Annotated in this window: 12 protein-coding genes; all 12 read left to right on the top strand. The window is 73.9% G+C overall.

Annotated elements, in window-relative coordinates; all coding sequences use genetic code 11:
• Window positions 1–48: 48 nt before the first annotated feature.
• The 12 genes from ABD948_RS11630 to ABD948_RS11575 all read left to right on the top strand — a co-directional run bounded on the left by ABD948_RS11630 (window position 49) and on the right by ABD948_RS11575 (window position 12,760).
• Window positions 49–924: a sugar phosphate isomerase/epimerase family protein gene (locus ABD948_RS11630; protein WP_345265901.1), complete on the top strand. Its 876-nt coding sequence runs from the start codon at window positions 49–51 to the stop codon at window positions 922–924.
• Window positions 925–926: 2 nt separating this feature from the next.
• Window positions 927–2,096: a Gfo/Idh/MocA family protein gene (locus ABD948_RS11625; protein WP_345265899.1), complete on the top strand. Its 1,170-nt coding sequence runs from the start codon at window positions 927–929 to the stop codon at window positions 2,094–2,096.
• Entirely contained in the window at window positions 2,093–3,106 is a 1,014-nt protein-coding gene (locus tag ABD948_RS11620; RefSeq protein WP_345265897.1) for a sugar phosphate isomerase/epimerase family protein, read from the top strand. The genes ABD948_RS11625 and ABD948_RS11620 overlap by 4 nt, the downstream gene beginning before the upstream one ends.
• Before the next feature lie 62 nt (window positions 3,107–3,168).
• Window positions 3,169–4,350 (top strand): inositol-3-phosphate synthase, encoded by a 1,182-nt coding sequence (locus ABD948_RS11615; RefSeq protein WP_345265895.1) that lies wholly within the window; start codon window positions 3,169–3,171, stop codon window positions 4,348–4,350.
• A complete protein-coding gene (locus tag ABD948_RS11610) occupies window positions 4,350–5,219 on the top strand; it encodes an SCO3242 family prenyltransferase (RefSeq protein ID WP_345265893.1) in 870 nt (289 codons plus the stop codon). The genes ABD948_RS11615 and ABD948_RS11610 overlap by 1 nt, the downstream gene beginning before the upstream one ends.
• Window positions 5,216–6,091, top strand: a complete 876-nt coding sequence (locus ABD948_RS11605; RefSeq protein ID WP_345265891.1) for a sugar phosphate isomerase/epimerase family protein — start codon at window positions 5,216–5,218, stop codon at window positions 6,089–6,091. Before ABD948_RS11610 ends, ABD948_RS11605 begins: the two co-directional genes overlap by 4 nt.
• The gene (locus tag ABD948_RS11600) at window positions 6,088–6,723 is read left to right on the top strand and encodes an EboA domain-containing protein (RefSeq protein WP_345265889.1); all 636 of its coding nucleotides are present in this window, start codon (window positions 6,088–6,090) and stop codon (window positions 6,721–6,723) included. Before ABD948_RS11605 ends, ABD948_RS11600 begins: the two co-directional genes overlap by 4 nt.
• On the top strand, window positions 6,723–7,586 hold the full coding sequence (locus tag ABD948_RS11595; protein WP_345265887.1) for a TatD family hydrolase: 864 nt from the start codon (window positions 6,723–6,725) through the stop codon (window positions 7,584–7,586). Before ABD948_RS11600 ends, ABD948_RS11595 begins: the two co-directional genes overlap by 1 nt.
• A gap of 10 nt (window positions 7,587–7,596) precedes the next feature.
• Entirely contained in the window at window positions 7,597–8,844 is a 1,248-nt protein-coding gene (gene eboE, locus ABD948_RS11590) for a metabolite traffic protein EboE (RefSeq protein WP_345265885.1), read from the top strand.
• Window positions 8,841–10,223 (top strand): alkaline phosphatase family protein, encoded by a 1,383-nt coding sequence (locus ABD948_RS11585; RefSeq protein ID WP_345265883.1) that lies wholly within the window; start codon window positions 8,841–8,843, stop codon window positions 10,221–10,223. Before eboE ends, ABD948_RS11585 begins: the two co-directional genes overlap by 4 nt.
• Window positions 10,220–10,960: a hypothetical protein gene (locus ABD948_RS11580; protein WP_345265881.1), complete on the top strand. Its 741-nt coding sequence runs from the start codon at window positions 10,220–10,222 to the stop codon at window positions 10,958–10,960. The genes ABD948_RS11585 and ABD948_RS11580 overlap by 4 nt, the downstream gene beginning before the upstream one ends.
• Window positions 10,961–11,290: 330 nt before the next feature.
• Window positions 11,291–12,760 carry an HNH endonuclease signature motif containing protein gene (locus ABD948_RS11575; protein ID WP_345265879.1) on the top strand — a complete coding sequence of 490 codons (1,470 nt, stop codon included), beginning with the start codon at window positions 11,291–11,293 and terminating at the stop codon, window positions 12,758–12,760.
• Window positions 12,761–12,914: the final 154 nt, after the last annotated feature.

Genomic DNA, 12,914 nt, shown 5'->3' with positions numbered 1-12,914 from the left:
CAGCCGGCCGCGCACCACGGGCACCGACCACCGAAGGAACCGACGACCGTGAGACCCATCGGCATCAACACGTGGGTGTGGACCTCCCCGCTCACCGACGCCACGCTGCCCCCCCTGCTGGCCACCATCGCCGACCTGGGCTTCGACGGCGTCGAGCTGCCGCTGGAGAACACCGGTGACCTGGACCCCGCCCGGACCGCCGACGCGCTCGCCGCGACCGGTCTGCGCGCCTGGGTCGTGGGGGCGATGGCTCCCGGCCGCGACCTGGTGGCCACCACCCCCGCTGCGGTCGCCAGCACCCAGGACTACCTGCGCTCCTGCATCGACCTCGCCGCGGCCGTCGGTGCCCCCGCCGTGTGCGGGCCGTTCTACTCCTCCACCGGACGCACCTGGCGCGCCACGCCCGCGGAGCGCGAGCAGCTGTGGCTGGACTGGCGCACAGCCCTGACGCCGGTGGTCGAGCACGCCGCCGAGCGCGGCGTCGCCGTCGGCATCGAGCCGCTGAACCGCTACGAGACCTCGTTGGTGAACACCGTCGAGCAGGGCCTCACCGGCCTCGGTCCGCTGCTGGAGACGCACCCCGGCGCCGTGGGCCTAGCGCTGGACACCTACCACCTCGGCATCGAGCAGCGCAGCAGCGCGGACGCGCTGCGCGAGGCCGGGCGCCACCTGGTGCACCTGCAGGTCTGCGGCAGCGACCGCGGGGCACCGGGGGGTGACCAGGCCGACTGGCCCGGGATCGCCAAGGCGCTCGACGAGATCGGCTACGAGGGCGGTCTGACCATCGAGAGCTTCACCCCCGACAACGCCGCCATCGCCGTGGCGGCCTCCATCTGGCGACCACTGGCCGCCTCGCCCGACGACCTCGCCCGTGACGGCCTCGCCTTCCTGCGCGCACTACTAGCCCCGGGAGCAGCCTCATGAGCATGAGCACCCCCACCTCGCAGCCGCTCGGCGTCGCCGTCATCGGCCACTCCTTCATGGGCAAGGCCCACTCCAACGCCTGGCGCAACGTGGGCGCCTTCTACCCCGAGGCGCCGCCCGCCCGGCAGGCGGTCCTGGTGGGCCGCGACCCGCTGCGCACCAAGGAGGCGGCCGCGCGGTACGGCTGGGCCGAGGCGGCCACCTCGTGGGAGTCGGTGCTCGAGCGCGACGACGTGCACGTCGTCGACATCTGCACCCCCGGTGAGAGCCACCACGACATCGCCGTCGCCGCCCTGGCGGCCGGCAAGCACGTGCTGGTCGAGAAGCCGCTCTCCAACACGGTCGCCGAGTCGGAGTCGATGACGCGGGCCGCCGCCGAGGCGGCCACGCGCGGCGTCCACTCCATGGTGGGCTTCAACTACCGCCGGGTCCCCGCGCTGGCGCTGGCCCGCCAGCTGGTGGAGCAGGGTCGCATCGGCGAGGTGCGCCAGGTGCGCGCCAGCTACCTGCAGGACTGGCTCACCGACCCCACGGCCCCGATGACCTGGCGGCTGCGCCGTGAGTCCGCGGGCTCGGGCGCCCTGGGCGACCTCGCCTCGCACGTGATCGACCAGGTGCAGCACATCACCGCCAGCACCGTCACCGGCGTCAACGGCCGGCTCCACACCTTCGTCGCCGAGCGCGACGGCGACGCCGGCCGCGAGGCCGTCACGGTCGACGACGCCGCGTGGGCCACCTGCGTGCTCTCCTCCGGCGCGATCGCCAGCATCGAGGTCTCCCGGGTGGCCGCCGGCCGCAAGAACGGCCTGAGCCTGGAGGTCTTCGGCTCCGAGGGCTCGCTCAGCTTCGACCTCGAGCGGCTCAACGAGCTCGGCGTCCACGAGGAGCACGGCGAGCACGCCGGGCTTCGCCGGGTCCTGGTGACCGAGGAGTCCCACCCCTACCTGCAGGCCTGGTGGCCGCCGGGCCACGTGCTGGGCTGGGACGCCACCTTCACCATGCAGGCCGCCGACTTCCTCGGCGCCATCGCGGCCGACCGGGCACCCAGCCCCTCCTTCGCCGAGGGACTCGCCGTGCAGCGGGTGCTGGCGGCCGTCGAGCAGAGCGCCCGACACCTCGGGACGTGCGTCGACGTGCCCGCCGAGGACCCGCTGGAGGGTGGGCGGGCATGAGCGACCCGGCAGGCAAGCGCTACACGCTGTTCACCGGCCAGTGGGCTGACCTGACGCTGGAGGAGGTGGCCACCCACGCCGCCGGCTGGGGCTACGACGGCCTCGAGATCGCCGTCTCCGGCGAGCACCTGGACGCCTGGCGCGTCGACGAGCCGGGCTACGTCGAGGAGCGCCTGGCGCTGCTGGAGCGGCACGGGTTGAAGGTGTGGGCGATCAGCAACCACCTCACCGGCCAAGCCGTCTGCGACGACCCCATCGACGGGCGTCACCGTGCGCTGCTGCGCGAGCGGGTGTGGGGCGACGGCGACCCCGAGGGCGTGCGCCAGCGCGCCGCCGAGGAGATGAAGCTGACGGCGCGGCTCGCGCAGAAGCTCGGCGTCGACGTGGTCATCGGCTTCACGGGGTCCTCGATCTGGCCCTACGTCACCATGTTCCCGCCGGTGCCCACCGAGCAGATGGACGCCGGCTACACCGACTTCGCCGACCGCTGGCACCCGATCCTCGACGTGTTCGCCGAGTGCGGCGTGCGCTTCGCCCACGAGGTGCACCCCAGCGAGATCGCCTACGACTACTGGACCACCCAGCGCGCCCTCGAGGCGATCGACCACCGGCCGGAGTTCGGTCTCAACTGGGACCCCAGCCACATGATGTGGCAGGGACTGGACCCGGTCGCCTTCATCACCGACTTCGCCGACCGGATCTACCACGTCGACTGCAAGGACGTGCGGGTCCGCTCCCGCGACGGCCGCAACGGGATCCTCTCCTCGCACCTGCCCTGGGGCGACCCGCGCCGGTCGTGGGACTTCGTCTCCACCGGGCGCGGCGACGTGCCCTGGGAGGACTGCTTCCGCGCGCTGGCCACGATCGGCTACGACGGCCCGATCTCGGTGGAGTGGGAGGACGCGGGCATGGACCGGCTGCACGGCGCCCCCGAGGCGCTGCAGTTCCTGCGCCGCTTCGACTTCCCGCCGCCGACGGCGTCCTTCGACGCCGCCTTCAGCAGCGACTGACGCGACACACACCCGCGCCCCCGCACACCCACCCGCAGCACAGGCAGTAGGAGGACGAGCACGTGAGCACTCTCGGGATCTGGTTCGTCGGCGCGCGCGGGTCGCTCGCCACCACCGCGACGCTCGGGCTGCACGCCCTGGCCGCCGGCCTCACCGAGGCGATCGGGTGCGTCACCGAGCACCCGGAGCTCGACCGCCGCGGCCTCGCGGGCTACGACGAGGTGCTGGTGGGCGGCCACGACGTCGTCGACACGCCCCTGGTCAAGCGGGCCGAGGAGCTGGTGGCGGGCGGCGTGGTGCCGCAGCACCTGCTGCGGCTGGTCGGTGACCGGCTGGCTGCCACCGAGCACCGGTTGCGCCACGGCGTCGAGAACGCTGGCACCTCCGGCCGTGGCCAGCGCGCCGAGGTGGAGCGGCTGGCCCGCGACATCCGCGCGTTCGGCGAGGAGGTCGACCACGTGGTGGTCGTCGACGTGTCCAGCACCGAGCAGCCCTACAGCCCCGACGACGACACGAGCAGCTGGTCGGCACTGCGCGCGGCCTGGGAGGCCGGGCGCGCCCCGCTGCCGGCCAGCTCGGTCTACGCCTGCGCTGCCCTGCTCGCCGACGCCGCGCACGCGGGCTTCACCCCCAGCACCGGCATCGACCTGCCCGCGCTGCGCCAGCTGGCGCACCAGCGCGCGATCCCCTTCGCCGGGTGCGACGGCAAGACCGGCGAGACGCTGGTGAAGTCCGCGCTCGCGCCCATGTTCGCCACGCGCGCGCTCGAGGTGCGCTCGTGGACCTCGGTCAACCTGCTCGGCGGCGGTGACGGCGCCACGCTCGCCGACCCCGCCGCCGCCTCGAGCAAGACCCGGGCCAAGCGCAGCGGCCTGGACTCGATGCTGGGGCGGCCGGTCGACGGGCCCATGCACATCGACTACGTGGCCGACCTCGGTGACTGGAAGACCGCCTGGGACCACGTGCGCTTCGACGGCTTCCTCGGCACCCGGATGACGATGCAGTTCACCTGGGAGGGCTGCGACTCCACGCTCGCCGCCCCGCTGGTGCTCGACCTCGCCCGTCTGCTCGGTCGTGCCCGGGCCGCCGGCGTGCTCGGCCCCGTGCCCGAGCTCGGCTTCTTCTTCAAGTCCCCCTACGACAGCGACGAGCACCGGCTGGCCCAGCAGTGGGAGGCGCTCACCCGCTGGTCGGCCGACTGCGCCGCGCGCGTCGAGCGGCTCACCGGCGAGCCCGACTCCTGATGCGCGCCGGCGACCTGGCCGAGCTCGTCCGGCTGCCCGCCGCGCTGACCGTGCCCGGCGACGCGTGGTCCGGCGCAGCGCACGCGGGCGGCAGTGGGCGCGCCTGGGCGATGCCCGCCTCGTCCGTGCTCCTCTACTGGTCCGGGATGGCCCTCAACGACTGGGCCGACCGCGACCTCGACGCCCGCGAGCGACCCGAGCGGCCGATTCCCTCGGGTCGCGTGCCGGCGCAGCAGGCGCTCGCCGTCGCCCTCGGCCTGGGTGCCGGGGGGCTCGCGATGTCGGCGCTCGTGGGTGGGCCGCGCGCGCTGCGCGTGAGCGCTCCGCTGGCCGGGCTGGTCGGCCTCTACGACGTCGTCGCCAAGGAGAGCGCCCTCGGACCGGTGGTCATGGCCGGCACGCGCGGCCTCGACGTTCTCCTCGGCGCGAGCACCGGTGACGACGTCGCGGCCGCCTGGGCTCCCGCGGTCGCGGGCACGGCGCACACGGTGGCCCTGACGGCGCTGAGCCGCGGCGAGGTGCACGGGAGCACTGCTCTCGCTGCCTGCCTGGCGGCCGCCACGACCGGTGCCGTTGCCGCCTTCGGCGTGGTCGGTGCCCTGCGCGACACCGCCGCGCCACCCCACCACCGGGCTGCCGGAGCACTGCTCTCGATCGGTTACGCAGCTGTCGTGGGCCGCGCCCAGCTGGCCGTGGCCACCTCGCCCGACGCCGCCACCGTGCGGCGCGCCACGGGTGCCGGCATCGCGGGCTTCCCGCTGCTGCAGTCCTCGTGGCTCGCCCGTCGGGGTCGCTGGGGCGCTGTCGCAGCGGTGCTCGGCGCCCGTCCCGCACTGCGGGCCGCCTCGCGACGGATGAGCACCACGTGAACGGCCGGAGCGGCGGGGCGAGCAGCCTGCGCCTGGGGTACGGCCTCAACGGCTTCGCGGGCCACCGTCTGGCCGACGCGTGTGCCGTGGTCGCGGGGCTGGGGTTCCGCGGCGTCGGGCTCACCCTCGACCAGCCCCACCTGGACCCCTTCGCCGACGACCTCGCAGCGCAGGTCTCGCACGCCGCGGCCTGCCTGGAGAAGCAGGACCTCGCGTGCGTCGTCGAGACCGGCTCGCGCTACGTGCTCGACCCCTGGCACAAGCACGAGCCCACGCTGGTCAGCTCGACGCGGCGCGAGCTCCGGGTGGAGCTGCTGACCCGCGCCGTCCGGATCGCCCACGAGCTGGGGGCCGAGGCCATGTCGTGCTGGTCGGGCACGCTGCCCGAGGGTGTGCCCGCCGAGGAGGGCTGGCGGCGTCTGGTGGACGCGCTCGGCCCGGTGCTCGACGAGGCCGGTCGGCTCGGCGTCATGGTGGCCTTCGAGCCCGAGCCGGGCATGCACGTGGCCACGCTCGACGACGCCCTGGAGCTGCGGCGTCGGCTGGGGGAGCCCGAGCACCTGCGGCTCACGCTCGACCTGGGCCACCTGGTGTGCAACGAGCCGCGCTCGCCCGCCGAGACCGTCGCGCTGGCCGGGCCGCTGCTGGGCAACGTGCAGGTCGACGACATGGTGCGCGACGTGCACGAGCACCTCCCGCTCGGCGACGGCGAGCTGGACATCGACGCCGTGCTCGGAGCGCTGCTCTCGACCGGCTACGCCGGCTTGGCGTGCGTCGAGCTGCCCCGCCACAGCCATGCTGCGCCGGCCGTCGCCGCGCAGAGTCTCTCCGCGCTCACCGACTCCCTGCGACGTCTCGAGGTGCACCCGTGACCACGTTGACCCCCCTGCTGCCGCTCGAGGAGCTGCGCTCCGCCCTGGGTCCTGCCGCGGCGGGGCTGGACGACCTGGTGGCGCAGGTGGGCGCCGACCCGCGCCGCCTGGACCGGGTCTTCCCCGCGGCGGCCCGGCGCACCGCGCGCGGCCCGCTCGAGCAGCACCCGCAGGTCCTGGCGCAGGACGCCGTCCGGGTGGCGCTGCTGGTCGCCGCGGCCCCCGCCCTGGACGACGACGACCTGCTGACCGAGCTGCGGTCGCTCTACCGCGTGGGCGACAGCGACGAGAAGCGCGCCGTCCTCCTGGCGCTGCCCGGGGCACCCGACGGGCTCGTCGCCGTCGACCTGCTCGAGGACGCCCTGCGCACCAACGACACACGGCTGGTGGCCGCTGCGATGGGCCCGCACGCCCGCCACCTCGACGACTCGGCGTGGCGCCACGGGGTGCTCAAGTGCCTCTTCACCGGGGTCCCCGTCAGCGCCGTCACGCACCTGCGCGAGCGCGCGGACGACGAGCTGGCCGCCATGGCCGAGCGCTTCGCGGCCGAGCGCCGTGCAGCCGGCCGCCCCGTGCCCGACGACCTGCACACCGTCCTGTCCGCCGCGACCCACAGCTCTCGGGAGTCCTGATGCGCATCTTCGACCCGCACATCCACATGACCTCGCGCACCACCACCGACTACGAGCAGATGCACGCGGCCGGGGTCCGGGCGCTGGTGGAGCCGGCCTTCTGGCTGGGTCAGCCGCGCACCAACGTCGGCTCGTTCCTCGACTACTTCGACTCGCTGGTGGGCTGGGAGCGCTTCCGGGCCGCCCAGTTCGGGATCGCGCACCACTGCACCATCGCGCTGAACCCGAAGGAGGCCAACGACCCGCGCTGCACCGAGGTGCTGGACTGGCTGCCGCGCTACCTGGCCAAGGACGGCGTGGTGGCCGTCGGTGAGGTGGGGTTCGACTCCATGACCGACGCCGAGGAGAAGGCGTTCGCGCGCCAGCTCGAGCTGGCGGTGGAGTTCGAGCTGCCCGCGATGGTGCACACGCCGCACCGCGACAAGGAGGCCGGCACCCGGCGCACCCTCGAGCTGGTGGAGGCCTCCGGCTTGGCGCCCGGCATGGTGGTGGTCGACCACCTCAACGAGGTGACCGTGGAGCAGGTCGCCGACTCCGGCTGCTGGATGGGCTTCTCGATCTACCCCGACACCAAGATGGACGAGCACCGGATGGTCGCGATCCTCCAGGAGCGCGGCCTGGAGCGGGTGCTGGTCAACTCCGCCGCCGACTGGGGGCGCAGCGACCCGCTCAAGACCGCCAAGACGGGTGCGGCGATGCTCGAGGCGGGCTTCACCGACGACGACGTCGACCGCGTGCTGTGGCGCAACCCGGTGGAGTTCTTCGGGCAGAGCGGGCGGCTGCTGCTCGAGTCCGTGGACTCCGACGGCGACGCCGGCGCGACCTTCGAGGGCAACTCGATCCTCCGCGGACCGCGGGCCTGAGGAGCCGGGCATGCGACTGCGGCACCCCGACGGCACCGTCGTCCACCTGGGCTACGGCACCAACGCCCTGCCGGCCCACGAGCCCGTGGGCCTGGTGGCCCAGGCCACCGCGCTCGGCGACCGGTTGCGCCGGCTGCTCGACGTGCCGCGCGTGGGCCTGGGTCTGTGGCTGCCCGGGGCCGCGGCGCACTCCCTGGCCGCCGACCTGGCTGCCGTGAGGCGGGTGCGGGAGCAGCTGGCCGCGCACGGCGTCGAGGTGGTGACGCTCAACGCCTTCCCCTACAGCGACTTCCAGGGCCAGCAGGTCAAGCACGAGGTGTACCGCCCCACCTGGGCCGAGCGCCCGCGGCTGCAGCACACCCTCGACGCCGCCGCCGTGCTGGCCGAACTGCTGCCCGCCGACGCCGTTCGCGGCAGCATCTCCACGCTGCCGCTGGGCTGGCGCACCCCGTGGCTGGCCGACCGCCAGCGCGCCGCCGAGGCGCACCTGGGCGAGCTGGCCGCCGGGCTCGACGCCATCGAGGCGCAGACCGGTCGGTCGGTCGTGGTGGCCGTCGAGCCCGAGCCGGGCTGCGTCGTCGAGACCGTGGAGGAGGCCGTCGAGAGGCTCGCCGAGGTCGACCGCTCGCGGGTCGGCGTCTGCCTCGACCTATGCCACCTCGCCGTCGGGTTCGAGGACCCGGAGACGGCACTGCAACGGCTAGACGCCGCTGGACTGGCGGTGCTGAAGGCACAGCCCGCCGCCGCGCTGGTGGTCGAGGACCCCGCCGACCCGGCTGCGCGCGCCGTGCTGGAGGGCTACGCCGAGGACCGCTTCCTGCACCAGGTGCGCCAGCAGAGTGGCCGCGCGCACACGCGGCTCCAGGCGCGCGACGACCTGCCCGAGGCGCTGGGCGGACGTCGCCCGCTCCGCACGGGATCACCCTGGCGCGTGCACTTCCACGTGCCGGTGCATGCCGCACCGGCGCCGCCGCTGCGGCACAGCCGCCCCGAGCTGCGCGCCTGGCTCGCCGCACTGCTGGGCGGCCCGCAGGCCCGCGTCGACCACCTCGAAGTGGAGACCTACACCTGGGCGGTCCTGCCGCAGGGCGCCCCGGCCGACGACGACGCGCTGGCCGCCGGCCTGGCCGGTGAGCTGGCCTGGGTGCACGACGAGCTCGTCGCCCTCGGGCTGACGCCGCTGGACACCGACGACCCGCACCTCTCCACGCGCCTCACCGCCCGACTCGACCCGCACATCCTGCAGGAGCTGCCGTGACCCACCCCCGCCCGCTGCTCGTCGTCGACGTCGTCGGCCTCACCCCGGACCTGCTGCGCCACATGCCCCGCCTGCGTCGCCTGGCGGACGCCGGCTCGAGCGCGCCGCTCGACACGGTGCTGCCCGCCGTCACCTGCTCGGTGCAGTCCACGTTCCTCACCGGGCTGACGCCGGCCGAGCACGGCATCGTGGGCAACGGCTGGTACTTCCGCGACCTCGGCGAGGTGTACCTGTGGCGCCAGCACAACCGGCTGGTGCAGGGCGAGAAGGTGTGGGAGACGCTGCGCCGCACCTACGAGGGCTACCGGGTGGCGAACGTGTGCTGGTGGTACGCCATGGGTGCCACCACCGACTACACCGTCACCCCGCGCCCCATCTACTACGCCGACGGCAAGAAGGCGCCCGACGCCTATACCCGCCCGCCCCAGCTGCACGACGAGCTGGTCGCCGAGCTGGGTGAGTTCCCGCTCTTCCAGTACTGGGGGCCGACCGCCTCGATCCGCTCGAGCGAGTGGATCGTGGGCGCGGTTCGTCGCCTGATGCCGCGCGTCGACCTCACGCTGGCCTACCTCCCGCACCTCGACTACGACCTGCAGCGCTTCGGACCCGACTCCCCGCAGGCCCGCGCGGCGGCGGTCGAGGTGGACGACGCGCTGGCCCCGCTGCTCGACGACGCCGAGCTGCTCGGTGTCGAGGTGGTGGTGCTCTCGGAGTACGGCATCACCGCCGCCGACACCCCGGTCGACGTCAACCGTGCGCTGCGAGCCGAGGGCCTGCTGGAGGTCTACACGCAGGACGGCATGGAGTACCTCGACCCCTGGGTCTCGCGGGCCTTCGCCGTGGCCGACCACCAGGTGGCGCACGTGTACGTGTCGGACCCCGACGACCTCGAGCGGGTGCGCAAGGTGTGCGAGGCGCTGCCCGGCGTCGCGGAGGTGCTCGATCGCGCCGGCCAGGCCACCTACGGGCTCGACCACGAGCGCGCGGGCGAGCTGGTGCTGGTGGCCGACCGCACCGCCTGGTTCACCTACTACTACTGGGAGGACGACGCCCGCGCGCCCGACTTCGCCCGTGGCGTCGAGATCCATCGCAAGCCCGGCTACGACCCGGCCGAGCTGTTCCTCGACCCGGCGGACCCGCTGGTCAAGGTGAAGGCCGGACTCACCCTGGCGCGCAAGGCAGCGGGTCTGCGCTACGCCATGAGGGTCATCCCGCTCGACCCCTCGCCGGTGCGCGGCACCCACGGCCGGCTGCCCGAGAACGACGAGGACGCGCCGCTGGTGCTGTGCAGCAGCGCCGGCGTGCTGGGCGACCGGATCGCAGCCACCGAGGTGCGCGACCTGATGGTCCGGCTCGTGGGCGGCGAGGCGGCGTCGTGAGCCGCGTGGACGGCCGCGCCCCCGGGCGTCCCTCCACCCGCGCCGGCGTCACGCGCGAGGAGCCCGCGGCACCGGCTGCGCGGCGCTCGCTCTGGGCGGTCACCGTGCCCCTGGCCCTGCTGGTGCTCGGCATCGTCCTGGCGGTCCTGCTGCTGCCGGGTGCCGGCGACGAGGGGTCCGGCGCCGGAGCGGGCACCGACGACGAGCTGGCCGCCGAGACGCAGCGGATGGAGGAGGAGTTCGCCGAGCGTGACCGCGCGCAGGTGCAGGCGGTGACCGCGACCGCGCGCAGGGTGGCCGAGGACCTGGGTGCCCTGCTCGTCGAGGCGCAGGGCTCCCTGCCCGCCGACCTCGTGGGCGGTGGCGGAGGCAGCCTTGCCACGCCTGACCAGGTGACGCAGTGGCAGCAGCGCACCTCGTCCCTGGTCGATCAGCTCGGGGAGCCGGAGTCGGCGAGCACCCAGGTGAACCTCGCCCGCGGGGCGCTCGTGGCGGCCGTCGATGCCGTCGCGCTGGGTGTGGACTCCTACGACGACGCCCTCGCCCTCGCCGGCGCCGACCGCGCCAGCGCGCTGGCTCGCGCCGCCACCGCCTTCGACCTGGGCCGCCGCACCTGGGCCGTCGCCGCGACCGGGGTCGACGACGCGAACATCCAGGCCGGCTTCGGCCACCAGCACGTCACCCTCGCCGGCGACACCCCACCCGACTCCCTCCCGGACGGCACGGACGCCGAGTAGCCGCGCGCCTGCTGGTTGAGCCTAGAAACCCAGTGAGCCGAGAAGCGGCCTCAGGACCGGCATCGCTGGTGACGGGCGGTCGGTGGGCCGGACCGACAGCAGCGACGGCGAAGCTCCGCGGTGGGGCACGGAGGACGGCCGACCACCGGTGGTCGAGAAGCCAGGTGGCGAGCTTGCGAGCCACCCGGCGTACCGAGATCCCCGCACCCGACCGCGGCCTCACCACTGTGTCCGACAACAGAAGAACTGTTACCAGTTTGTTCCTCACGGACCGGCGGATAACCCTCATCCCGGGCCTTCTGTGTCGGTGGCGAGTGCTTGAGTGGACCCATGACCACCACCGCTCCCGGCCTCGCCGAGGTCCTCGCGCGCGAGGAGCGCGAGCGTGGTGAGCGTGAGGAAGCGTTGCGGATGGTGCGCTCCGCGCAGTCGCAGCTGATGAGTGCCGAGGTTGCGAAGCTGCGGATGATCGTGGAGTGGGCCAAGGTCAACCGCCTCGACGCCGACCACCTCGAGGGCGAGCCCGACCCCGACGCCGTGACGAGCGACGAGGAGGTCGCCGACCTCGAGGCAGCGCTGGGCGACCAGGGGTTCTGCGACCGCTGGTTCTCGGTCGCCGGGCCGGGCGCACCGGTGGTCAGTGAGTTCGCGGTGATGGAGCTCGCCTCCACGCTCGGGATGGGCACCGATGCCGGCATCACGCTGGTGGGGCGGGTGCTGGAGTTGAAGTACCGCCTGCCGTGCCTGTACCGCCGGGTCGAGGAGCTGGGCGTGCCGGTGTGGAAGGCGTTCGAGCTGGCCGACCTCACGACGCCGCTCTCGGCCGAGGCCGCTGACCACGTGGATCGGCAGGTCGAGGCCGTGGCAGGCAAGATCGGCAAGCGTCAGATGGAGCGGCTGGTCGCGGAGACCCAGGCGAGGTTCGACCCCGACGCCGCAGCAGAGGCTGAGAGGGAGAAGCGCGAGCGGCGGTTCTTCGACATCGGGGACACGCGCCGCACCGAGACTGAGTCCGGGAGCCTGGAGTCGTTGGCCGGCACCCGTGAGGTCACCGGTTGCCTGGACGCCGCGGACGCCGCGGACCTCGAGGCAGCGATCCGCCACACCGCCCGCGCGCTGGGCAAGGCCGGCTGCGAGGACTCGCTGGACGTCCGCCGCGCCGCCGCTGTCGGCGAGCTGGCCCGCAACCAGCTCGCCCTCGACCTCGAGACCGGCGAGATCACCGACCCCCAGCCCCACCAGCGCTCGGCCTCCCACCGCCGCGCGGTCGAGCTGGTCGTGCACCTCTCCGACGAGGCGTTCACCGCCGCCGGGTTCATGGTCGGCCGCCTGGAGAGCACCCAGACCCCGGTGAGCGCCGAGGTGATCCGCGAGTGGTGCGGCACCGCCGGCAAGATCACCGTCCGCCCCGTGATCGACCTCAACGGTGCGGTGCACGTGGAGCAGTACGAGGTGCCGAAGCGGATGAAGCAGCGTTCCCGGTGGACCGACCCGAGGTGTGTGTACCCGCACTGCAACCGTCCCGCGGATCGTTGCGACTGCGACCACCTGAAGCCCTACGAGCAGGGTGGCGCGACCTGCACCTGCAACCTCGCGCCCCTGTGCCGGCGCCACCACCGGTTCAAGACCCACGGCGCCGTCACCTACCGCCGGATCGGACCAAGCGCGTACGAGGGGGAGTTCCAGACCGGGATGACCATCGTCCGCGACCACCTCGGCACCCACGAACCGCAGTGGCCCAAGCCCCCTCCGCCTGACGAGTTCGACATCGAACCACCCGACGACCCCGTCCTCGGCTGACCCCTCCACTCCTGATCACCACCCAGGCCACACGCTGGTCGAGGTGTGACGAGCGCCAGCGACGAGCCACGAGACCCGGCGAGCTGACCTCCCCTCCGCCGTCACCCCAGGGTCGCCGACAGCGGCGCGGGTGCAGGGTGTCATGGCTCGGCCG

This window comes from Nocardioides nanhaiensis (assembly GCF_039542785.1).
GTDB classification, from domain to species: Bacteria; Actinomycetota; Actinomycetes; order Propionibacteriales; family Nocardioidaceae; genus Nocardioides; species Nocardioides nanhaiensis.
Note: the sequence above shows the minus strand (reverse complement) of the source record. Positions and strands in the feature narration are given on the sequence as shown.